This is a genomic window from Marinobacter sp., from assembly GCF_046484525.1.
In the GTDB taxonomy this organism is placed as follows: Bacteria; Pseudomonadota; Gammaproteobacteria; order Pseudomonadales; family Oleiphilaceae; genus Marinobacter.
This window is the reverse complement of sequence record NZ_JAWOIS010000013.1, coordinates 60,761-84,484: the sequence shown is the minus strand read 5'-3', so window position 1 is coordinate 84,484 and position 23,724 is coordinate 60,761. Positions and strand designations below refer to the sequence as shown.

Genomic DNA, 23,724 nt, shown 5'->3' with positions numbered 1-23,724 from the left:
TAATCACTCCGATTTTCTTATAACCATTGCACCAGATGCAGGGAGTATCCACACCATGGCCGCGAACCAGTCGCACCGTGACGACAATCTGCTTGAAGATATACAGGCCCGACAGGACAGCCTGAATAAATCCGAGCGCAAGGTGGCCGAAGCCATCCTCCGGGATCCCAGTGCTGCCACCCGCTACAGCATCGCAGCCCTGGCCCGCGCAGCGGACGTGAGCGAGCCCACGGTGAACCGCTTTTGTCGCGGCTTCTCCGCCACCGGCTTCCCGGACTTCAAGATCCGCCTGGCCCAGAGCATCGCCACCGGTACGCCCTACGTCGGCCAGAACGTGGAACCCGACGACACAGTTGCCGAGTTTGCCGACAAGATCATGCTCAGCACCATCGCCAGCCTCGACAAGGCGCGCCAATCGCTAAACCCCAAGGCCCTGGCGACCGCCATCGACTACCTGATCCAGGCCAAACAGATCAACTTTTTCGGCATGGGCGGCTCTGCCTCCGTTGCACTGGATGCCCAGCACAAATTCTTCCGGTTCAATATCCCGGTCATGTCCTACGACGACGCCCTGATGCAACGCATGGTGGCGGCCGGCTCCCAGGTGGGCGATGTGATCGTCCTCATCTCCTATACCGGCCGGACCAAGGAAACCGTCGAGATTGCCAAGGTTGCACGGGAGAATGGCGCAACTGTGATCGGCATCACAAATCCGGAATCACCTCTGGCCGAGTGTTGCACGGTTGTACTCGGAGTTACCGCACCGGAAGATACCGAGGTGTACATGCCAATGTCGTCGCGGATCATCCATCTGACCGTGATCGACATTCTGGCCACCGGCGTCACACTCAAGCGGGGCGCGGATTTCCTCGGCCATCTCAAGAAGATCAAGGAGAGCCTGAAGGCGACCCGCTTCCCCCAGGGCTGAACATCCAGCCATCTCTATTCAAGTTAGCAAACACCTCCCGAGAGGGGCTCATCCTTCTACGCCCCTCCTCCCCCCTGAATACTCACCCCCTAAATTCTTTGGCCCGGATGATGTACCGGCTCCGGTGTTACAGGACTATGAAATCCGGTTTCCCAATGTCTGATTGGCAGAAGCTGCCATCGCGGAAACCGGAAGCCTGACCCGCCCGGCACACTCCGGACGCTCCGCTTCCCTGACATGCAAGGAGCCTCTGACTGACTGCAAACCGCGCCTTGCATCTGCAGCTCTCAGGGCTTGCAGAGGCGATTCGGAGTCACTCAGAGGCTCGCTTAAAACGACAAAAAGCACAGGATACAGATGATGCAAAATAACAAGCGCTTTTTTGCTAGCAAACTTCCCCTGGCTGCTGCGGTAACCGCAGCCGCGATAGCGACGCCGGTCATGGCGGTAGACTTTCACGGTTATGCGCGGGCAGGCCTGAGCACAACTTCCGACGGTGGCGAACAGCTCTGTTATGGCAGCGGCGCCAATGCCCACCTCGTCGGCCGTCTGGGTGATGAATGCGACACTTACGGCGAAGTGGGCCTGGGTGATGAGCTGTTTAACCAGGATGGCAATATCTTTCGCTTCGATACCATGCTGGCCTACCAGGCCGAAAATCAGGGCAACGATTACCAGTCATTGAGCGGACCCAATGAAGTCATCGGAATCGACTTCACCAACGAAGAAACAGCAATTGCGTCCACCGAACCCTGGAGCGGCGGCGATATCGCACTTCGCCAGGCATTCGGTTCCGCCAAAGGCGTTATCGGTTGGGCCCCCGAAGCCACTCTTTGGGCCGGTAAGCGCTATTACCAACGCAAGGATGTCCATATTCTTGACCTGTACTACGTGAATAATTCCGGTTACGGCGCCGGTCTTGAGGGCATTGACATAGGTGCCGGCAAGTTCTCCTTCGCGGTCACCAACTTCGACACCCCGTCCCGCCACAGCAGTGATACCGAAGACGATTTCTACATCCAGAACAACAAGGTCGACCTGCGCTATGCCTTCCCGGTAGGTTCCGGCAATCTGGATCTGATCGGTATCTACGGCTATGCCGACCTGACCGAAGCCCAGGACGAAGCACAGGACGCACTGGCCAAAGAAGTCGATCGTGACGGTTTCTTCCTGACCGCCGAGTATTCCCAGGGCATGATGGGCGGCTTCAACAAGTTTGTTGTCCAGTACGCAGAAGGCTCTATGGGCCACGAGGCTTATGTTGCCCATGGGGGCGGCGAATCCCTCAACAGCACTTGGTGGGATGGTACCATCGAGGAGAGCTGGCGATTCCTGGACTGGGGCGTCATCAAACTCACCGACAAGATAGACCTGGGGTATTCGGCGCTGTATCAACAGGGCAAAACCTACGGCAACACCGCCGAGCAGGATCCACACCTGATGAGCGTGGTCCTGCGACCGGAGTACAACTGGACCAATATCATGAAGACCACCCTGGAAGTCGGCTATGACTCCGGCTACTACGACGGCGACGTCTGGTCCACCGACAACGATAAGGACCTGCATAAAGTCGTGATTGCCCAGGAATGGTCCGCCGGCCCGAGCTTCTGGGCCCGCCCAACCATTCGCCTGTACGCAGGCTCCTTCTTCGGTGATCGTGCCGAGGACCGTGACGACGATGGCAACATTCGTCTCGGCGCACAGGTCGAAGCCTGGTGGTAAGGCTCTAAAACCCACACTCGCTCGTTGGACCTCTTGGGCCGGCCTTTGCCGGCCCCTTTTTTGTCCTGTGCCCATCAATACACGCATTTCTACTACCGCCGGCCTCGCCGGCGGCACTCTGCCAACAGGAGTAATACCATGAACAAGAAACTCGTCACCCTCGCCTTGGCGTCCATACTCGCCGTCACCGGTTGCGCCACCACCAGTGGCGAACGGGATTACAGCAAGTCCCTATACCTGCGCGGGCAATTTGCCTGGTGGGATGCTCTGCCCGAGTACAAGGTGAAAAAAGTGGACGCGGGCTTATATCGGACAGAAGTGGAGCTGAAGGCCGACGGCCAGCCCTATGAGTTCAAGTTTGGCGATGCCAACTGGAGTGCCGGGACCAACTGCGGATACCTCTCGGAGGAAAAAGACAAGGTGGTGACTCTTGGCCAACCGGTCAAGGCGAACTGTTCCGCCGTCTTCGAAAACTTCCGGTTCACACCGCCGGAAACCGCTGTCTACGGCATCTACTTCGATGTAACCGGAGAAGTACCTGAAGTCTACATCGAGAAAGCGGAGTAAGGTCGCGGCCCGTGGTGCGGGCCCGATATCTCACGGCAAAAAAAGGGGGAGCCGGTCTGGCTCCCCCTTTTCCGTATTTCAGCACGGCGGTTACGGGCGCTCGACTTCCGCCTGGGCCCGCAGGTACTGCTGATAAGCGGTGTATTCGCGCTGACTTTCCAGTGATGCCAGGAACTGACGGAGTTGCTCGAACTCCTCGCCATCACGGTCTGCCTCACCAGCGTTGACCGCATCGAGAGCCACCACGGCTGCCTGCCGGGCATTTGAGGTGCTGCCATAGCTTACAGCCCCCTCATCCGGATGCGGCAGGGAAAAGGCAGTCTGCATGACCGCCGGAGCAATGCCCCCGGCGTTACGGCCCTGTGCCTCATAGGACTGCCACTGGCCCACTTCAATGTCTGCTGCAGACTCTCCCTGCTCAAGACTTGCGATAATCGCATCAGCACGCTCGGCCAGTGCCTCACGGGTTTCCTGAGCCACCAGACGCTCACGGATCTGATCACGAACATCCGCCAGTGGCAGTTGCTGCGCCTCCCGATGCTCACGGACACGGGCGACCACGGACAGGCTGTCACCTACGTCGATCAGCTCGGTATTGTAACCACCATTCAGAACGTCATCAGAGAACAGCTGGCGTACCAGACCGGCATGGTCAAACGGTGCTTGCCCGCCATCGCGGGTTACACCGCTGATCTCGCGAACTTTCAGACCCAGTTCTTCGGCAGGGCCGGCAAGGTCATCGGCCGCGTAGGCAGAATCCGCCAATTGCGAGCGCACTTCAGCGAAGCGCTCTTCGGCCTTGTCCCGGGCCAGCTCGCTGCGCAGCTGTTCTTCCAGCTCTGCCAGCGGCGGTACCTCGGAACGACGAACATCCTCAAGCTTGATCAAATGAACGCCAAAACTGGTTTCCACCGGCTCGGAGACCGCCCCCTCTTCCAGGGCGAACAGAGCCTCTTCAAAGGCCTCGTCATAGACTCCACGGCCAGCATAGCCAAGGTCACCGCCTTCCTCTGCGGAGACGGTATCAATGGAGTATTCCTCGGCCAGTGCCGCAAAGGATTCACCCGCGGCCAGGCGCTCCTGAATGGTCGCCATGGTCTCAGCGGAGCTCTCACCATCCTCGATCAGGATATGGGAAGCACGACGTTCCTCCCGTGCCAGATCATCGGAACGCTCCTGGTAGTATGCCTGCAGCTCCTCGTCAGTGACTTCGGTACTGTCGGCAAGGGAGCCAAGGGAAAGAGCGATATAGGCCGCATCCACCTGCTCCGGCTGCTGGAAGGCGCTGGCATTTTCCTCGTAGAAAGCCTCGACCTCTGTGTCGGTAACCTCTACCTGGTCGGCAACTGCACTAGCGGGAACGGTCAGTACCCGGAAATCGCGGGTCTGGTTCTGGATCCGCAACAGTTGGGCCGCATTCTCCTGACTGGAGAATCCGCTTTGAACGATCCCGGCACGAATCTGATTGACCACATACTGTTTGCGCATGGCTTCGCGGAATTCACCCACACCCATACCCATATTGCGAACGGTTGCCACGAACCGGTCCCGGTTGAACTTGGCATCCACCTGGAATTGCGGCATCTGAGTAATCAGGGCATCAATATCGGCGTCAGAAAGTGCCAGGCCCTGGTTGGCGGCATCCTGCGTCAGAACCGACTCCTGGATCAGGGATTCCAGGACATCTTTCCGGATCTGATCCTCATTCAGAAGGGAAGGATCCGGCGTTTCCATCTGAGACAGGCGACGCTGGCTTTCGAGCTGCACCAGGCGGAGAAACTCCCGCTCGGTAATATCTTCGCCATTGACCGTCGCCACCTCCGGCTCACCGGAGAATCCACCGATGATGGCGTCCATCCCCCAGATGGAGAGGGATACAATCAACAGCCCGATGATGATCTTGGCAATAGTGCCCTGGGCATTTTCCCGAATATCTTGAAGCATGTTACTCCCGAATCCCCGTCGAGGTCGTGCGGTGTTGTTACAACGTAAAAAGGCGCACCCTGTCCGGAATGCGCCTTCAATTCTTCTGGGCAGCTGGCATGAGCCAGGCCGCCGGAGCAAGAACCGTTACTTGACGGCGTCTTTCAGGGCTTTGCCTGCCTTGAAACCAGGCACTTTGGAGGCTGGAATCTTGATCTCGGCACCAGTCTGCGGGTTACGACCGGTACGAGCAGCACGCTCTTTGACAGAGAAGGTACCAAAGCCAATCAGGGTAACCTGATCGCCTTTTTTCAGGGCACCGGTGATGGAGTTGGTCATTGCGTCCAGAGCACGGCCAGCGGCGGCTTTGGAAATATCTGCGGACTCTGCAATTGCATCGATCAGTTCGGACTTGTTCACACTAAACCCCTTCGATTTCAGGTTGAAGATGTTATAGGTTGGTTTATTTTTCGCGGACGTTCTCGACTATCGCATAAGCGTTCCGAGAATTCCATTCTTCAGTTTTATTATTCCTTGCGGCTGTTAACCGGTGTTCGGAATAGGCACTTACTGCGCGGGAGCCCTTGGTATTGGCTGCTTCACGGCGAAACAGTTATACCAACGGGCTCTCAGGCATGTCAACAACTCATCAAGGCTTTAATGTGTATTTATGCGCTCGGCAGCATCGCCTTCTTCGTCCCGAGGCTTTCCGGAACCGACTTCTCCGGACGGCGACTCGGCATGAGCCTCGGGCGGATATGCCAGGGCAATATCCAGGACCTCATCGATCCACTTGACCGGCCGTATCTCCAGTGACTCCTTGATATTATCCGGTATCTCTTTGAGATCACGGACATTTTCCTCTGGGATCACGACTGTCTTGATGCCGCCGCGATGGGCTGCCAACAGCTTCTCCTTGAGTCCGCCGATCGCCAGCACACGGCCCCTGAGGGTGATTTCACCGGTCATCGCCACATCGGCGCGAACGGGAATCCGGGTCAGAGCAGAAACCAGTCCGGTGCACATACCGATACCCGCACTCGGGCCATCTTTCGGCGTGGCACCCTCGGGCACGTGGATGTGCAGGTCATGCTTTTCATGGAAGTCAGCCGGAATACCGAGTCCGGCCGCGCGGCTGCGCACCACGGTCAGGGCGGTCTGGATCGACTCCTGCATGACATCACCGAGTGAGCCGGTTTTGACCACACGGCCCTTGCCCGGCGTCAGGGCACATTCGATGGTAAGCAGCTCACCACCAACCTGGGTCCAGGCAAGACCGGTCACCTGGCCGATCTGATCGCTTTCCTCGGCAAGACCATACTTGAACTTCTTGACCCCGGAATAGTCTTCCAGCATCTCCGGGGTCAGCGTTACAGTAGCCTTCTCACCAGCTTCCACGTGCTCCCGAACCACCTTGCGACAGATCTTGGCGATTTCACGCTCCAGGCCACGCACACCGGCTTCCCGGGTGTAATAGCGAATCAGGTCGCGCAGTGTCTCTTCCGGTATCTTCAACTCATCCTTGCGCAGACCGTTAGCCCTGATCTGCTTCGGCAGCAGGTAACGCAGGGCGATGTTCACTTTCTCATCCTCGGTGTAGCCCGGGATGCGAATGATCTCCATTCGGTCCAGCAGGGCCGGCGGAATATTCATCGAATTGGAAGTACATACGAACATCACGTCCGAGAGGTCGTAATCCACCTCAAGATAGTGATCATTGAAGGTATGGTTCTGCTCCGGGTCCAACACCTCCAACAACGCCGAGGCGGGATCGCCACGATGGTCCATGCCAATCTTGTCGATTTCGTCGAACAGGAACAACGGGTTCTTGACCCCTACCTTGGACAGCTTCTGGACCAGCTTGCCAGGCAGCGCGCCGATGTAGGTTTTGCGGTGGCCGCGGATCTCGGCTTCATCCCGTACACCACCGAGAGCCATCCGGGTGTATTTACGATTGGTCGCCTTGGCGATGGACTGACCGAGCGAAGTCTTACCCACGCCAGGAGGCCCTACCAGGCACAGGACCGGTCCTTTCACTTTCTTCACGCGGCTCTGGACCGCCAGGTATTCGAGAATGCGCTTCTTTACTTCGTCCAGGCCGTAATGGTCGCGATCAAGGATTTCACGGGCTTTCTCGATGTCATGGCGAACCCGGCTGCGCTTCTTCCAGGGCACTGCCAGCATCCAGTCGATGTAGCCACGCACCACGGTCGCCTCGGCGGACATCGGTGACATCATCTTGAGCTTGTTCAGCTCGGCCTCGGTCTTCTTGCGGGCCTCTTCCGGCAGGCCAGCTTCCTCGAGCTTCTTCTCGAGTTCTTCAAAATCATTATTGCCCTCACCGAGCTGGCCCATCTCTTTCTGGATAGCCTTCATCTGCTCGTTCAGATAATACTCCCGCTGACTGCGTTCCATCTGCTTTTTCACGCGGCCACGGATGCGCTTTTCGACCTCGATCAGGTCGATTTCACCATCCAGCTTGCCCAGCAGCAGGTCCACACGCTTACGCACGTCCAACGCTTCCAACAATTCCTGCTTCTCAGGAATGCGCATCTCGAGGTGCGCCGCCATGGTGTCGGCGAGGCGCTCCACCTCGTTGATGCCGGTGAGGGAGTTGGAGACTTCGGACGGCACCTTCTTGGAGAGCTTCACAAACTTCTCGAATTCATCCATCAAGGTCTTTACCAGCACCTCCTCTTCCCGGGCTGGAAGGGATTCCTCATCCAGCAATGCAGCGCTGCCGGTGAGGTAATCGGCCTCGTTGATGTTACTGATGGAGGCCCGGGCGTTGCCCTCCACGAGTACTTTCACCGTACCGTCGGGGAGCCGCAGCATCTGCAGGACGGTCGCCAGGGTGCCCATTTCGAACACATCCTTGGCGCCCGGTTCGTCGGTGGACGCGTCGCGCTGGGCCACCAGCAGGATTTCCTTACCGCCTTCCATAGCCGCTTCCAGTGCCTGGATGGATTTTTCACGGCCGACAAACAGGGGCACCACCATGTGCGGAAACACCACCACGTCCCGCAACGGGAGCAACGGGTATTCTTGCACGGTATCTTCGGGTATCAGGGTCATAGGACTTCCTCTGACGGTATTTCTTTCAGCATATCACCCTTCATTGGGGCGCTGATTAAAATTGCAATCTTTTGAAGGGGGGAAACGTGGGCCGAAATGGTCAAATCAATGCAGGGATCAAGATGGGGTCGGATGAAGGCTTTCATCTGACCCCTGAGTCGGGCGTGAAATTGGGGTCAGATGGAAACCTTCATCTGACCCCGGGGTTTACCTTCCCCGGTTTCGGGCCGGGCCAGCAATCCCCTTTTCAGTCCTCGGGCACGGCTTTGGCGTGGTCGCTGCTGGCGTAGATCTTGAACGGTTCGGAATCGCCGTTGATCACGCTTTCGTCTATGACCACCTTGGTCACGTCATGCTCTGATGGGATCTGGTACATCGTGTCCAGCAGCGTGGCTTCCATGATGGAACGCAGGCCCCGGGCACCGGTCTTGCGCTCCATGGCCTTGCGAGCGACAGCCCGCAGGGCGTCTTCCCGGAAGTCCAACTCTACGCCTTCCATGTCAAACAGCTTCTGGTACTGCTTGGTCAGGGCGTTCTTGGGCTGCGTAAGGATCTGTACCAGGGCATCTTCGTCCAGCTCGGTCAGAGTGGCCACCACCGGAAGCCGGCCGACAAACTCGGGAATCAGGCCGAATTTCACCAGATCCTCGGTCTCCACATTCTTGATGACGTCACCGGCACTCTTGGCGTCGTTCTGGCTCTTCACCGTTGCGGAGAAACCGATGGAGCTGCGCTCGGAACGCTCCTGAATCACTTTCTCCAGCCCAGCGAAGGCACCACCGCAAATGAACAGCATGTTTGTGGTGTCCACCTGCAGGAATTCCTGCTGTGGATGCTTGCGTCCGCCTTGGGGCGGAACCGATGCGACCGTGCCTTCGATCAGCTTGAGCAGCGCCTGTTGCACGCCCTCGCCGGATACATCCCGGGTTATGGACGGGTTGTCCGACTTGCGGGAAATCTTGTCGATCTCATCAATGTAGACAATGCCGCGCTGGGCCTTGTCCACATCATAGTCGCACTTCTGCAGCAGCTTCTGGATGATGTTCTCGACGTCCTCACCCACGTAACCAGCCTCGGTCAGCGTGGTCGCGTCGGCGATCGTGAACGGAACATTAAGCATGCGGGCCAGAGTCTCGGCGAGCAAGGTCTTACCGCTACCGGTCGGGCCGATCAGCAGGATGTTACTTTTGCCCAGCTCGACGTCGTTCTTGCCCTCGCCATAGCGCAGCCGCTTGTAGTGGTTGTAAACCGCAACGGACAACACCACCTTGGCACGATCCTGGCCAATGACGTATTCATCCAGGGTTTCCCGGATTTCCGCAGGCGACGGCAGGCGATCACTGGCCTCCTCCTGGGAATTCTCCTGGATTTCCTCCCGGATGATGTCATTGCACAGATCTACGCACTCGTCGCAGATGAACACCGAGGGCCCTGCAATGAGCTTACGGACTTCATGCTGGCTCTTTCCACAAAACGAGCAGTACAGCAACTTGCCGTTATCGTCGCCTCTGCCGTTTCTTTCATCTGCCATTGAATTACCTCTGTTCGTCAACTGCCGGCGTTACTGGCAGGTACGCCGGCCAAGGTTGATGCGATTACTTTCAGTATTATGTATTCGGCACGCGCTTATCAAGTACCGAATCAATCAGTCCGTACTCTTTGGCCTGGTCCGGATCCATGAAATAGTCGCGGTCCGTGTCCTTCGAGATGGTCTCCAGATCCTGGCCGGTGTGCTTGGCCAGAAGGGAGTTCAGGGTATGACGGATCTTCAGGATCTCACGGGTGTGGATCTCGATGTCCGTTGCCTGGCCCTGATAGCCACCCAGCGGCTGGTGAATCATCACACGGGAGTGCGGCAGGCACGCCCGCTTGCCCTCGGCGCCGCCCGCGAGCAGGAAGGCACCCATGCTGGCCGCCTGACCGATACACAGGGTCGCGACATCCGGCTTGATAAACTGCATGGTGTCATAGATGGACATACCGGCAGTCACGGAACCACCCGGGCTGTTGATATAAAGGTGGATGTCCTTGTCCGGGTTTTCGGATTCCAGGAACAGCAACTGGGCCACGATCAGGTTCGCCATGTGATCTTCGACCGGCCCGACCATGAAAATCACCCGTTCCTTGAGCAAGCGGGAATAGATATCGAAAGAACGCTCGCCACGGGCGGTCTGCTCGATCACGATTGGCACCAGGCCGGAATTGGTAACCATTGCGGGACCATCAATTGGTTTCTGCGTCATGTGCGCCTGAACTCCTTATGGACAATGGATCGTGGACTCGCCCCACGACATTTTCTGATGTCTTTACTCACCTTACTGTGCCACCAGTCGACCCAGATGAAAACAGCCGGACAAGCCGGCTGTTTTCTGGTTCGGCCAACGCGACCGGCCTCGCGAACCGGTCACCGCTGATTAGCGCTGGGACTGACCCGCAGCAATGGCCTCTTCGTACTTCATCTTCTTTTCTTTAACCTTGGCCTGTTCCAGCACATGGTCTACAACCGCATCTTCCAGTACTGAAGACTCGATCTGGGACTTCTGATCCGGGTTATTGGTGAAGTGTGCAACAACTTCCTCAGGCTGTTCATACGTAGAAGCGATCTCCTGGATCTTTTCCTCTACCTTGGCCGGATCGGCCTTCAGGTCGTTCTGCTTGACCATTTCCTGGAACAGCAGGCCAGTCTTGACGCGACGCTTAGCCTGTTCCTCGAAGATTTCCTTGGGCAACTGCTGGAAGTCAACCTGGCCGCCGAAACGCTGCACCGCATCCTGACGCAGCCGATCGATTTCCTGGTCCACCAGGGCAGCCGGAACGTCCAGTTCGGTGGTTTCCAGCAGGCCGTCGACTACGTCGTTCTTGACCTTGTTGGATACCGCCTGCTTCAGCTCGCGCTCCATGTTCTTCTTCACCTCCTCACGGAAAGCGGCTTCGTCCTCGGCTTCGATACCGAACTTCTGGAAGAACTCGACGTCCAATTCAGGCAACTGAGGCTCTTCAACCTTGTGAATCTTGATTTCGAACCTGGCCGGTTTGCCCGCCAGGTCTTCGTTCTGGTAGTCCTCGGGGAAGGTCACCTCGACTTCCAGCTCTTCGCCGGACTTGCCGCCAACGATGCCCTTCTCGAAGCCCGGAATCATCTGGCCTGAGCCCAGGGTCAGACGATGACCTTCGGCGGAGCCGCCCTCGAATTCTTCACCATCAATGAAGCCCTTGAAGTCGATGGTCACAACGTCCTTGTTCTTGGATTTGCGCTTGACTTCCTTCATGGTGGCCTGCTGGCGACGCAGGCTATCGATCATGGTATCGATATCCTTGTCGGTCAGTTCGGTCTGGGGCTTTTCGATTTCGATCTTGCTCAGATCGCCGAGTTCAATTTCCGGCAGCACTTCGAAGGTAGCCACGAACTCGAGGTCCTTGCCTTCTTCCATGGTCTTCGGCTCAAACCGCGGCCAGCCTGCCGGGTTGATGTCCTGCTCCTGCAGTGCCTTGATGTAGTTGTCGCGCATAACCTCACCAACAACTTCTTGTCGGATGCTGTCACCGAAACGACGCTTTACCACGCTCATGGGCACCTTGCCAGGGCGGAAGCCGTTCAGGCGCACAGTCCGAGCAGTTTCCTGCAGGCGTTTCTGGACCGCCTGGTCGATTTCCTGGGCGGGCACACCAATCGTCATGCGACGCTCGATGTTGGAGGTCGTTTCAACAGACACTTGCATGGAAGATCCTCAAATTACAGGTTCGGTATGTGAATGAAATCTATAACAAAAGTCCGTTTCCAGGCAGTTCGCCCCGGAAGGACTGAAAATTAAAAGCCGGTAGTTTATCACGGTTTGCACCGCCGAGAGAATCACCTGTATGGCACGGGCTCGGAGGCGCGGACCACAGCTTTGCAGAACAGCAGAAGATATGGGGATGAAATACGGAAAAAAAAGAGGGTGGTGCGAGCGGAGAGACTCGAACTCTCACGGGTTGCCCCACTGGAACCTAAATCCAGCGCGTCTACCAGTTCCGCCACGCTCGCATACACAACGCTGAACGAAGGTCAGACAAACAGTACCAAAGTTCAGTCTTTGCGGAAAATCACTGAAGGGGAAAAGTGGGGTGGACGAAGGGGTTCGAACCCTCGACCGCAGGAGTCACAATCCTGAGCTCTACCAACTGAGCTACGTCCACCACATCGGGCATCGCCTTGCGGCATTTTCGACAATTTCGCCGAAATTTCAACCTTGCTGATTAGGTGACCCCGGAACCGTCCTTACCGACGGCTTTATGGCGCGCCCGGCAGGACTCGAACCTGCGACCCACGGCTTAGAAGGCCGTTGCTCTATCCAGCTGAGCTACGGGCGCCTGACCGTTCGCCCACCTGAACACACAGAAAATTGGTCGGGGTAGAGAGATTCGAACTCCCGACATCCTGCTCCCAAAGCAGGCGCGCTACCAGACTGCGCTATACCCCGTCTGTCTGAACAACTAGTGCCTCAGCAAAGTTGGCGCGCATATTACCGGCGCCGGGCGGTGCCGTCAACACGCTTTCGAAAAAACCGATGAATCAGGCACTGATGGAGACCTTGCACGCCATAAAAAGTTCCCCTCCCCTGATCCAATTGGAGTTCGGGCGGAAGCATGAGACAATTGCCGGCCTTCATTTACCGATGCCCAACCGACAAGACGGAAACATGAGCGCCAAACTGATTAACGGAAAAGAAATTGCCGCCCAGGTGAGACAGCAGGTCGCCGCCGGTGTTGAAGCCCGAAAGCAGAATGGCCTGCGGGCACCTGGCCTGGCGGTGGTACTGGTCGGCAATGATCCGGCCTCCCAGGTTTACGTTGGCAACAAGGTCAAGGCTTGCGAGGAAGCCGGCATTCTGTCCCTGTCCTACGATCTGCCGGCAGACACCTCCCAGGAAGCCCTCGAGGCCCTGGTAGACGAACTGAACGAAAACCCCGCAGTAGATGGTATACTGGTCCAGTTGCCGTTGCCGGAGCACCTGGACGCAGACCCTATCCTGATCAAGATTCGCCCGGACAAGGACGTGGACGGCTTCCACCCCTACAACATCGGCCGCCTGATGCAGCGCAAACCCGCCCTGCGCCCGTGCACGCCGGCTGGCGTCATCACCCTGCTTGACTCCATCGGCACACCCTACAAGGGCCAGCATGCGGTAATCGTGGGTGCATCCAACATCGTCGGCCGCCCCATGAGCATGGAGCTGCTATTAAAGGGCGCCACCACCACCGTGTGCCACCGGTTCACACCGGACCTGGCCAGGTTTGTTGGCGAGGCGGACATCCTGATTGCCGCTGTAGGCAAACCCGGACTGGTCAAGGGCGAGTGGGTCAAGCCCGGCGCGACCGTCATTGATGTCGGGATCAACCGGATGGAAGACGGCAAGCTGAAGGGTGACGTGGAGTTTGAGGCGGCAGCCGAGCGGGCGGCGTATATTACTCCGGTACCCGGGGGTGTGGGGCCGATGACGATTGCCACGCTGTTGCAGAATACGCTTTATGCGGCGGATGTGCTGCATAAAGACCAATGAAGGTGGGGTCTGCCCTGTTCGGGGTCAGACCCCGGAGATGGCCGTAACCTTGGCAGTCAGTCGCTGACCGAGGCGTTTGGTTCAGGATCAGACCCCATTCTCATCCTTCCACAAAAAACCCGCGGAATCCGCGGGTTTTTTGTGTCTGGCTTAAGCCTCACTGGCCGTACTTCGCCTTGGCCTTCTGACGGTACTCGTGCAGAAGCGGCTCGGTGTAGCCGTTCGGCTGTTCACAGCCCTTGAGAACCAGCGCCATCGCTGCTTCGAACGCGACGCTCTCATCGAAGTTCGGAGCCATGTTGCGATAAGCCGGGTCGCCCGCGTTCTGCTTGTCGACGACCGCCGCCATGCGCTTCATGGTTTCCTCGATCTGCGCTTCGGTACAGATGCCATGATGCAGCCAGTTCGCCAGCAGCTGGGATGAGATCCGCAGGGTAGCGCGGTCTTCCATCAGGCCGACGTTGTTGATGTCGGGCACCTTGGAGCAACCCACACCCTGATCGATCCAACGCACCACGTAGCCCAGGATACCTTGCGCGTTGTTGTCCAGCTCCTGCTGGATGTCCTCGGTGCTCAGGGAGGACGGATCCTCCATCACCGGCACGGTCAGGATATCTTCCAGCGCCGCCCGCTCACGCTTGGCCAGCTCTTTCTGCACATCGAACACGTTTACCTGGTGGTAATGGGTGGCGTGCAGGGTTGCGGCGGTCGGAGATGGAACCCACGCGGTGTTGGCGCCGGCTTTCGGGTGGCCAATCTTGGCTTCGAGCATGCCGGCCATCAGGTCCGGCATGGCCCACATACCCTTACCAATCTGAGCAACACCGGAGAAACCAGTTTCCAGCCCGATGTCCACATTCCACTGCTCGTAGGCGTTGATCCAGGTAGCCTGCTTCATCGGCCCCTTGCGGATAAACGGTCCCAGCTCCATGGAGGTGTGGATTTCGTCACCGGTGCGGTCCAGGAAACCGGTGTTGATGAACACCGCACGCTCTTTAGCTGCGTGGATACAGGCCTTGAGGTTGACGGTGGTACGACGCTCTTCGTCCATGATACCGACCTTCAGGGTGAAGCGCGGCAGACCCAATGCATCCTCGACACGGCCGAAGAATTCGTTGGTGAATGCCACTTCTTCCGGGCCGTGCTGCTTGGGCTTGACAATGTAGACAGAGCCCTTGGTGCTGTTCTGGAACTTGCTGTTGCCCTTGAGATCGTGGACTGCGATCAGCGAGGTTATCAGGCCGTCCATCAGGCCCTCGGGGATCTCGTTACCGTCGCTCAGCAGGATGGCCGGGTTGGTCATCAGGTGGCCGACGTTACGGACGAACATCAGGCTGCGCCCCTTCAGCGCCAGCTCGCTGCCATCAGCGGCCGTGCAAGTGCGGTCCGCGTTCATCTTGCGGGTCATTTGCTTGCCGCCCTTCTCGAAGGTTTCCTCGAGGTCACCCTTCATCAGGCCGAGCCAGTTACGGTACGCCAGGGTCTTGTCGTCAGCATCCACAGCGGCGACGGAATCTTCGCAGTCCATGATGGTAGTCAGCGCGGACTCCATCAGGACATCCTTAACGTTCGCGCCGTCGTCCTTGCCGATCGGATGGCTGGCATCGATCTGGATCTCGAAATGCATGCCATTCTTGACCAGCAACACGCCGGTCGGCGCATCGGCAGCGCCGGTGTAGCCCACGAAACCGGACTCGTCTTTCAGGCCGGTGGTCTCGCCGCTCTGCAGCTTGACAACCAGCTTGCCGCCCTCAACGGAATATTTGGCGGCATCTTTGTGGCTTCCGGAAGCCAGCGGCGCGGAGCTGTCCAGCAGGTTGCGAGCCCACTCGATAACCTTGGCGCCACGAACCGGGTTGTAGCCCGGGCCCTTGTCCGCACCGCCGTCTTCGGAGATCGCATCGGTACCGTACAGGGCATCGTAAAGGCTGCCCCAGCGGGCGTTCGCCGCGTTCAGGGCGAAACGGGCATTCATGATCGGAACCACCAGCTGCGGGCCGGCCATGGTGGCCACTTCCGGGTCAACGTTGGAAGTAGAGATTTTGAAGTCAGCCGGCTCTTCCACGAGGTAGTCGATGTCTTTCAGGAAGGCCTTGTATTCGGCCATGTCCAGCTTCTGACCCTTGTGGTCACGGTTCCAGCTGTCCATTTTTTCCTGGATAGCGTCACGCTTTGCCAGCAGTTTGCGGTTACGCGGGGCCAATTCGTTAACAATCTTATCGAACTCTGCCCAGAATTTGTCAGGATCGATCCCGGTTCCCGGAAGCGCTTCGTTGTTTACGAAATCATACAGATTCTTCGCGACCTGAATGCCGCCAATTTGTACGCGTTCTGTCATCGTTGTCTGCCTCAATGCGTTTGTTTTCCCGACTCACATTTACAGTCGGAGCCTGGGTCCCTGTTTACCCCCGGCGCCAGGTCGTGCCTTCCCTGGAATCATCCAGAATAATGCCCTTCTCCGCGAGTTCGTCGCGAATCCGGTCAGCCTCGGCAAAGTTCTTTGCCTTGCGGGCGTCTGCCCTGGCCTGAATCAGCGCCTCAATTTCCTCGGCACTCAGCTCGCCCCCGGTATCGGCCTGGAAAAAAACTTCCGGATCCTGCTGCAGCAGTCCGAGCACAGCCCCCAGACGAACGAGGACGGCGGCACTTCGCTTGGCCTCCTCGTCGTTTCCATCACGGCGGTACTGATTGATCTCGTTCGCCACACCATGCAGTACAGCGATCGCCCCGGCTGTGTTGAAGTCATCATCCATGACTTCCGCAAACCGGCGGTCATGCTCGGTTTCGGGCACGTCGGCCTCTTTGGCCGGAACAATCCCTCGCAAAGCGTGGTAAAGCTTTGTCAGCGTTCGTCCCGCCTCGGCCAGGTTATCCTCCGAGTAATCCACCTGACTGCGGTAGTGGCTGGATACCAGGAAATAACGCACGACTTCGGCCGGATACTTTTCCAGAATCTCGCGAATTGTGAAGAAGTTCCCCAGGGACTTGGACATCTTCTCCTTGTTCACTCGAATGGCGCCAGCGTGCATCCAAGTATGAACGAACTTGTGCCCGGTAGCGCACTCCGACTGGGCTATTTCGTTTTCATGATGCGGAAACAGAAGGTCCGGTCCGCCCCCATGGATATCAAACGTATCACCCAGGCACTGGGTCGACATGGCGGAACACTCGATGTGCCAGCCGGGACGACCATCACCCCAGGGCGACGGCCAGCTGACCTCGCCCGGCTTGGCCGCTTTCCAGAGCGCAAAGTCGGCCGGGCTTCGCTTGGCTTCCTGGACATCCACCCGGGCGCCAGCCACGAGGTCCTCCAGTTTTTTCTTGCTCAGCTTGCCGTAGTCCGGGAAGGATTCCACCGCGAAGTAAACATCGCCATTATCCGCTGCGTAGGCATGGCCGCTGGAGACCAGCTTGTGGATCATCGCAATGATCTCGTCAATGTAGGCAGTGGCCCGGGGCTCCTCGGACGGAGACAGCACGCCGAGTTTGGCCTCATCCTCATGCATGGCACGGATCATACGCCCGGTCAGGTCCGAGTAGAGCTCGCCCTTTTCATCGGCCCGACGCAGGATCTTGTCGTCAATATCGGTGATGTTGCGAACATAATGAACGTCGTAGCCACGGTGGCGCAGGTACCGGGTGATCACATCGAAAGCCACCAGCACCCGGGCGTGGCCCAGGTGGCAGTGGTCATACACGGTCATGCCGCAGACATACATGCGCACTTTGCCGGGTTCAATGGGCCGGAACTCTTCTTTTTTCTGCGTGAGCGTGTTGTAAATTCGGATCACTTGCCCCCCTTACCCCAGGAGTCCCGCAGGGTGACGGTACGGTTGAACACCGGGTGACCGGCGGCGGAGGTCTGCTCCTGATCGCAGAAGAAGTAACCCTCGCGCTCGAACTGGTACGGCAAGTCCGTGCGCGGGTTCGCCAGCCCCTTCTCGACCCGGGCGCCTTTCAGAACCACCAGGGATTCCGGATTCAGGTGATCAATGAAGTCACCATCCTTGTCGCTGTCCGGAGATTCGTGGTTGAACAGGCGGTCATAGACATTGATGTCGGCTTCCACGCTGTCTGCGGCGGAGACCCAATGGACTACACCGTTGGGCTTGTAGCCATCGGGGTTCACGCCGAGCGTATTCGGATCGTACTCGCACTTGAGTTCAACGATCTCACCACTTTCGTCACGGATGATTTCCCGGCAGGTCATGACATAGCCACCACGCAGGCGCACCGCCTGCTCCGGGGCCAGCCGTTTCCACTTGCGTGGCGGCTCCTCGGCGAAGTCTTCCCGGTCGATATACAGCACCTGGCTCCAGGTAACCTCCCGTTCGCCCATATCCGGGTTCTGCGGGTGAACCGGCAGGGTCAGGGTTTCGGTCTTGTCCGCCGGGTAGTTGGTGAGCGTGACCTTGAGCGGACGCATGACACACATGGCGCGCGGGGCACGGGTATTCAGATCCTCCCGAATGGCATGCTCGAGCATGCCCACATCCACGGTGCCGCCGGCCTTGTTCACGCCGATCATGTCGCAGAAGCCGCGGATGGATTCCGGTGTGTAACCCCGGCGCCGCATGCCGGAGATGGTGGGCATGCGCGGGTCGTTCCAGCCATCCACGTAGCCTTCGTCCACCAGGCGCTTGAGCTTGCGCTTGGAGGTGATGGTGTAGTTCAGGTTCAGCCGGGCAAACTCGATCTGGCGCGGATGACAGGGAACCGAGATGTTGTCCAGTACCCAGTCATACAGCGGCCGGTGGTCCTCGAACTCCAGGGTGCACAGGGAGTGGGTAATCCCTTCCATGGCATCAGAGATCGGGTGGGTGTAGTCGTACATCGGATAGATGCACCATTTATCCCCGGTCTGGTGGTGCTCGGCGTAGCGGATCCGGTACAGGATCGGGTCCCGCAGGTTGATGTTCGGAGACGCCATGTCGATTTTCGCCCGCAGCACCAGTTCACCGTTCTGGTACTTGCCGTCGCGCATATCCCGGAACAGCTGAAGATTCTCGTCTACCGGACGGTCCCGGTACGGGCTGTTCCGGCCCGGCTCCTTCAGGGTGCCCCGGTATTCGGCCATCTCGTCGGCGGACAGCGCACAGACATAGGCCATGCCGTTACGGATCAGCTCCTCGGCAAATTCGTAGAGGGCATCGAAGTAGTCGGAGGCATACCGCACCTCACCGGCCCATTCGTAACCAAGCCACTGCACATCCGCCTTGATGGCATCGATGTACTCCTGGTTTTCCTTCTCCGGGTTGGTGTCGTCAAACCGCAGGTTGCACTCGCCGCCAAAGGTCTCGGCAATGCCGAAATTCAGGCAGATGGACTTGGCATGACCAATGTGCAGGTAGCCGTTCGGCTCCGGCGGGAAACGGGTGACGACCTTGCCGGTGTGCTCACCTTTGGCGATGGCATCTTCGATCAGGCTCTGGATAAAGTTGTGGGCTTTCTTCGACTCGGCGCTCATACAATCTCTGTTGGACAGGGGTTGAATCTTAAACCGCGTATTATACTCACAAATCCTTTCCGGACTCATGCATAGCGCAAAACTCTTGAGTACAATACCGTCCTGAAACCTCTATAAACCTGTACAGGAAACCCTGATGATTCTGCTGCAAACCAATTTCGGTGATATCAAGCTCGAACTGGACTACGACAAGGCCCCGGAAACCGCCAGAAACTTCGAACAATATGTTCGTGATGGCTTCTACGACGGGCTGATCTTTCACCGGGTCATCAGCAACTTCATGATTCAGGGTGGCGGTTTCGATCCGGGCATGACCCCGCGCAAGACCCGGGAGCCGATCCAGAACGAAGCTGACAACGGCCTCAGCAACATGGTTGGCACCATCGCCATGGCCCGTACCATGGACCCGCATTCCGCCACCGCCCAGTTCTTTATCAACGTCGAGAACAACGGCTTCCTGGACCACACCGCCAAGAACGCCGAGGGCTGGGGTTACTGTACGTTCGGCAAAGTGGTTGACGGCATGGATACCGTCAACAAGATTCGCGCCGTACGCACCACCATGCGCGCCGGCCATCAGGATGTTCCCGCCGAGGACGTGATCATCGAGAAAGCCGAGGTTCTGGAGGACGCGTGACCACGCTGTTTATCTCCGATCTGCACCTGGAGGAGTCGCGTCCGGACATCACGGACGCATTCCTGGCCTTCCTCAAGGACAGAGCCATGGGTGTGGAGCGCCTGTATATCCTGGGGGATTTTTTCGAGGCCTGGATCGGTGACGATGAGAGAACACCGTTGCAGGAAACCGTCGCTTCCGCCCTGAGGGAAGTAAACGAAAGCGGCACCGAGATCTTTCTGATGCATGGCAACCGGGATTTCCTGATTGGTGAGGCGTTCTGCAAGCGAGCCGGCACCACTCTGCTGGATGACCCGACGGTCGTGGACCTTTACGGCACCCCCACCCTGCTCATGCACGGCGACAGCCTGTGCACCGCGGACGTGGAGTACCAGAAGTTCCGCGCCAACATGCGCAACCCTCAGTGGCAACAGATGATCCTCGCCCGCCCCCTGGAGGACCGCCAGCAGATGGCACGGCAGTTACGGGAAATCTCCATGGCGAAGAATCAGGGCAAGGCCGAAACCATCATGGATGTCACCCCTGAAGAAGTCGTGAAGGAAATGGAGGCCCCCGGTGTGCAGCGCCTGATCCATGGCCACACTCACCGGCCGGCAATCCATGACCTGAAAGCCAACGGCAAGCCCGCAAGACGTTTTGTCCTGGGCGACTGGGACAGCCATGTCTGGTGGTTGCAAGTTGTTCCCGGCGAGGAGCCGGAACTTAAAAACCACCCTCTTTAATGAAAATAGCCGGGTAAATACCCGGCTATTTTCATACTAGTGCTGCAGTATCTGTTGAAGGAACTTCTGGGTTCTGGGCTCCTTGGGGTTGGTGAAGAACTCGTGAGGCGGAGCCTCCTCCACGATCTCTCCTCCATCCATGAAGATGACCCGATCGGCAACCGTCTTGGCGAATCCCATTTCGTGCGTAACGCAAAGCATGGTCATGCCGCTACCGGCGAGTTCGATCATGACATCCAGCACCTCCTTGATCATTTCCGGGTCCAGGGCGGAGGTCGGCTCATCAAACAACATGATCTTGGGCTTCATGCACAGGGCACGGGCAATCGCCACCCGCTGCTGCTGCCCCCCGGACAACTGCCCCGGGTACTTGTTGGCCTGGTCGGGGATTTTTACCCGCTCCAGGTATTCCATGGCCGCGGCCTCCGCTTCCTTACGGGGAATCTTTCTCACCCAGATCGGCGACAGGCAACAGTTCTCAAGTACCGTCAGGTGCGGAAACAGGTTGAAGTGCTGAAAAACCATGCCCACTTCACGCCGCACGGTATCAATGTGCCGAATGTCGTCGGTCAGCTCGACATCATCGACGATGATCTTGCCTTGCTGATGCTCCTCCAGACGATTGATACAGCGTATGAACGTCGACTTCCCGGAACCGGAAGGTCCGCAGACAACGATGCGCTCACCGTGTTTGACCGTCAGGTTCAGGTCCTTGAGGACATGGAAGTCCCCATACCACTTGTGCATCTGTTCAACCCGTATGATGTCGGGCTTGTCTTCCTGACTGGAAGGAGCTGGCTGAGTTTCGGGAGTTTGGGTTTGTTCTGTCATTGAGTTACCCATCAGGTTTTGTGACCGGTATCGAGTTTGCGTTCGAGGTTCTGGCTGTATCGGGATATACCGAAGCAGAAAACCCAAAAGCAGAAGGCGACGAAGACATATCCCTCCACGGCAACGTTCTGCCAGGCCGGGTCCGTCACGGTGGACTGAACGGTGCCAAGCACATCAAACAGCCCGATAATCAGCACCAGGGTGGTATCCTTGAACAGGGCAATGAAGGTATTCACGATTCCCGGAATAACCATCTTCAGTGCCTGCGGCAGAATGGTCAGTCCCATTTTTTTCCAGTAGCCCAGGCCGAGCGCATCGGCTGCCTCGTACTGACCCCGCGGGATGGCCTGCAAACCGCCGCGAATGACCTCCGCCATATAGGCCGACTGCCATAAGGTAATCCCGATCAGGGCCCGGAGCAGCTTTTCAAAGTTCACACCCTCGGGCAGGAACAACGGCAGCATCACCGATGCCATGAACAGCACGGTAATGAGTGGAACCGCACGCCAGACTTCAATGAACACCACACTCAGGCCGCGAATGATCGGCATCTCGGAGCGACGTCCCAGCGCCAGGAGAATCCCGATGGGCAGAGACGCCAGAATACCGATGTAGGCCAGAATGAGGGTAAGCATCAAGCCACCCCATTTGGTACTTTCAACGCTTTCCAGCCCAAACAGACCGCCCGGAATCAGGAAACAGCCGATAACGGGCAGCCCGGTAATACCGAAAAGCCCCAACCATTTTCGCCCGGGGAATCGCTCGATGAACTGGGGTATAAAGGCAACGGCAAGAAGAATGAACATCGCATCCACCCGCCACTGCAATTCGTCCGGATAGAATCCGTAGATAAAGAAATTCAGGCGCTGGCTAACAAACAGCCAGCAAGCGCCCGCGCCGGTGCAGTCACTGGGTTCACTACCCCTGAAGTTGGCATCCAGAAAGACCCAGCTCACCAACGGCCCGACGCTTGTCACGAGCAAATATCCAACCAGCACGGTCAGTAACGAGTTGTACCAGGTTGAGAAGAGATGCTCGCGCATCCAGACAACCGGATGGAGCGTCTTTTTAGGTGGTTTCATCGTTGACTCAGCCATCATTGCTCCTTAATCGCCACAGCCCGGTTATAGATATTCATGAACAGGGAGATAAGCAGGCTGATGGTGAGATAGACCACCATTGTGATTGCGACCACCTCAACAGCCTGCCCTGTCTGATTCAGGGTGGTCCCCATGAAGACAGCCACGAGATCGGGGTAACCGATCGCAGTTGCGAGCGATGAGTTTTTCACCAGATTGAGGTACTGGCTGGTCAGGGGTGGAATGATTACCCGCATCGCCTGAGGAATGACAACGAGCCGAAGGGTCAGTCCGTCAGGAAGGCCAAGTGCACTTGCCGCTTCTGTCTGGCCTTTGCTGACCGACAGAATCCCGGACCGAACGATTTCTGCGATAAAGCTTGCCGTGTACAAAGAAAGCGCTATCCAGAGCGCGGCGAGCTCGGGAATCAGTGTGATGCCACCGCCAAAGTTGAACCCTTTTAGTGCGGGAATATCCCACTGCATAGGCTGGCCAGCGATGAAATAGGATATCACTGGCAGCAGAACCAGAATCGCCAAGCCAACCTTGAACGTTGGAAATATCTCTCCCGTCGCCAACTGGCGTTTTTTGGCCCAGCGTCTCAGCCCGACAACAGCCACGATCGCTACGATGATGGCGCCCCAGACGAGCCCGAAGCCGTCTTGGGTCAATGGCTCCGGCAGGTACAATCCCCGGTTGTTCAGGAACACTGCCCCACCCACGTCCACGCTTTGCCGGGGTGATGGCAGATTACTGAGCACCGCGAAATACCAGAAAAAGATCTGCAACAGCAGCGGAATATTACGAATAACCTCGATGTACACCAAAGAAATCTTGGCGACCAACCAGTTATTCGACAGCCTCGCGACACCAATCAGAAAACCGAGAAAGGTGGCAGCAACAACCCCCATCGCGGAGACCAGCAAGGTATTGGTCAGGCCGACCCAGAAAGTGCGGCCATAGGACATCGTTGCATCGTAGGGCACCAGGCTCATGATAATGGCAAAGCCAGCGGATTCATCGAGGAATCCGAAACCGGTGCTGATTCCCCGGCTCTCCATGTTAGAGAGCGTGTTGTCGACGAGTGTCCAGCCACCCCAGAAGACAAAGGCGATGGCTATAATCTGGAAGAAGAGTGATCGAACCCGGGGGTCATACCAGGGCTTGGGTCCCGCCGGCCTCGAATCGATCGTTTGTTTTTTCATCAAGTTTCCCCGAAAGCTTCCCTGCTTC

At 57.6% G+C, this 23,724-nt stretch carries 18 protein-coding genes and 4 tRNA genes; 6 read left to right on the top strand and 16 right to left on the bottom strand.

Annotated elements, in window-relative coordinates; genetic code table 11:
* Positions 1-55: 55 nt before the first annotated feature.
* From R6W86_RS03020 to R6W86_RS03010, 3 genes are all read left to right on the top strand, one after another.
* Positions 56-928, top strand: coding sequence for a MurR/RpiR family transcriptional regulator (locus R6W86_RS03020; RefSeq protein WP_410327910.1), 873 nt, complete (start codon positions 56-58; stop codon positions 926-928).
* Positions 929-1,288: 360 nt separating this feature from the next.
* Entirely contained in the window at positions 1,289-2,650 is a 1,362-nt protein-coding gene (locus tag R6W86_RS03015; protein WP_410327909.1) for a carbohydrate porin, read from the top strand.
* Between the two features lie 138 nt (positions 2,651-2,788).
* Positions 2,789-3,217, top strand: a complete 429-nt coding sequence (locus tag R6W86_RS03010) for a hypothetical protein (protein ID WP_410327908.1) — start codon at positions 2,789-2,791, stop codon at positions 3,215-3,217.
* Between the two features lie 90 nt (positions 3,218-3,307).
* On the opposite strand, the gene R6W86_RS03005 is transcribed toward R6W86_RS03010, so the two are convergent.
* From R6W86_RS03005 to R6W86_RS02960, 10 genes are all read right to left on the bottom strand, one after another.
* On the bottom strand, positions 3,308-5,161 hold the full coding sequence (locus tag R6W86_RS03005; RefSeq protein WP_410327907.1) for a SurA N-terminal domain-containing protein: 1,854 nt from the start codon (positions 5,159-5,161) through the stop codon (positions 3,308-3,310).
* A 126-nt stretch (positions 5,162-5,287) separates the two neighbouring features.
* Entirely contained in the window at positions 5,288-5,560 is a 273-nt protein-coding gene (locus R6W86_RS03000; RefSeq protein ID WP_008174603.1) for an HU family DNA-binding protein, read from the bottom strand.
* Between the two features lie 237 nt (positions 5,561-5,797).
* Complete coding sequence (gene lon / locus R6W86_RS02995; RefSeq protein ID WP_410327906.1) at positions 5,798-8,215, bottom strand: endopeptidase La; 2,418 nt, start codon at positions 8,213-8,215, stop codon at positions 5,798-5,800.
* Positions 8,216-8,462: 247 nt separating this feature from the next.
* Entirely contained in the window at positions 8,463-9,746 is a 1,284-nt protein-coding gene (clpX, locus tag R6W86_RS02990) for an ATP-dependent Clp protease ATP-binding subunit ClpX (protein WP_410327905.1), read from the bottom strand.
* Positions 9,747-9,822: 76 nt separating this feature from the next.
* On the bottom strand, positions 9,823-10,458 hold the full coding sequence (gene clpP / locus R6W86_RS02985) for an ATP-dependent Clp endopeptidase proteolytic subunit ClpP (RefSeq protein WP_092000058.1): 636 nt from the start codon (positions 10,456-10,458) through the stop codon (positions 9,823-9,825).
* Positions 10,459-10,629: 171 nt separating this feature from the next.
* The gene (tig, locus tag R6W86_RS02980) at positions 10,630-11,934 is read right to left on the bottom strand and encodes a trigger factor (protein WP_410327904.1); all 1,305 of its coding nucleotides are present in this window, start codon (positions 11,932-11,934) and stop codon (positions 10,630-10,632) included.
* 220 nt (positions 11,935-12,154) lie between these two features.
* Positions 12,155-12,239, bottom strand: a tRNA-Leu gene (locus tag R6W86_RS02975).
* 76 nt (positions 12,240-12,315) lie between these two features.
* Positions 12,316-12,391: transfer RNA gene (locus tag R6W86_RS02970), tRNA-His, on the bottom strand.
* 97 nt (positions 12,392-12,488) lie between these two features.
* Positions 12,489-12,565: transfer RNA gene (locus tag R6W86_RS02965), tRNA-Arg, on the bottom strand.
* Positions 12,566-12,598: 33 nt separating this feature from the next.
* Positions 12,599-12,675, bottom strand: a tRNA-Pro gene (locus R6W86_RS02960).
* 219 nt (positions 12,676-12,894) lie between these two features.
* Between R6W86_RS02960 and folD the strand changes: the two genes are divergently transcribed.
* A complete protein-coding gene (folD, locus tag R6W86_RS02955; protein WP_410327903.1) occupies positions 12,895-13,755 on the top strand; it encodes a bifunctional methylenetetrahydrofolate dehydrogenase/methenyltetrahydrofolate cyclohydrolase FolD in 861 nt (286 codons plus the stop codon).
* 157 nt (positions 13,756-13,912) lie between these two features.
* Here folD and R6W86_RS02950 read toward each other — a convergent pair whose 3' ends face one another.
* The 3 genes from R6W86_RS02950 to R6W86_RS02940 all read right to left on the bottom strand — a co-directional run bounded on the left by R6W86_RS02950 (position 13,913) and on the right by R6W86_RS02940 (position 19,222).
* Entirely contained in the window at positions 13,913-16,093 is a 2,181-nt protein-coding gene (locus R6W86_RS02950) for a malate synthase G (protein ID WP_410327902.1), read from the bottom strand.
* A gap of 64 nt (positions 16,094-16,157) precedes the next feature.
* A complete protein-coding gene (gene cysS / locus R6W86_RS02945; protein WP_410327901.1) occupies positions 16,158-17,546 on the bottom strand; it encodes a cysteine--tRNA ligase in 1,389 nt (462 codons plus the stop codon).
* Entirely contained in the window at positions 17,543-19,222 is a 1,680-nt protein-coding gene (locus R6W86_RS02940) for a glutamine--tRNA ligase/YqeY domain fusion protein (protein WP_410327900.1), read from the bottom strand. The genes cysS and R6W86_RS02940 overlap by 4 nt, the downstream gene beginning before the upstream one ends.
* A 136-nt stretch (positions 19,223-19,358) precedes the next feature.
* Between R6W86_RS02940 and R6W86_RS02935 the strand changes: the two genes are divergently transcribed.
* A complete protein-coding gene (locus R6W86_RS02935) occupies positions 19,359-19,859 on the top strand; it encodes a peptidylprolyl isomerase (RefSeq protein ID WP_410327899.1) in 501 nt (166 codons plus the stop codon).
* Positions 19,856-20,581: a UDP-2,3-diacylglucosamine diphosphatase gene (locus R6W86_RS02930; RefSeq protein WP_410327898.1), complete on the top strand. Its 726-nt coding sequence runs from the start codon at positions 19,856-19,858 to the stop codon at positions 20,579-20,581. The genes R6W86_RS02935 and R6W86_RS02930 overlap by 4 nt, the downstream gene beginning before the upstream one ends.
* A gap of 36 nt (positions 20,582-20,617) precedes the next feature.
* On the opposite strand, the gene R6W86_RS02925 is transcribed toward R6W86_RS02930, so the two are convergent.
* Genes R6W86_RS02925 through R6W86_RS02915 form a run of 3 tightly spaced genes read right to left on the bottom strand, consistent with a single transcriptional unit; the run spans position 20,618 to position 23,696 of the window.
* Positions 20,618-21,412 (bottom strand): amino acid ABC transporter ATP-binding protein, encoded by a 795-nt coding sequence (locus tag R6W86_RS02925; RefSeq protein ID WP_410327897.1) that lies wholly within the window; start codon positions 21,410-21,412, stop codon positions 20,618-20,620.
* Between the two features lie 11 nt (positions 21,413-21,423).
* A complete protein-coding gene (locus tag R6W86_RS02920; RefSeq protein WP_410327896.1) occupies positions 21,424-22,509 on the bottom strand; it encodes an amino acid ABC transporter permease in 1,086 nt (361 codons plus the stop codon).
* Positions 22,509-23,696, bottom strand: a complete 1,188-nt coding sequence (locus R6W86_RS02915) for an amino acid ABC transporter permease (protein ID WP_410327895.1) — start codon at positions 23,694-23,696, stop codon at positions 22,509-22,511. Before R6W86_RS02915 ends, R6W86_RS02920 begins: the two co-directional genes overlap by 1 nt.
* Positions 23,697-23,724 lie beyond the last annotated feature (28 nt).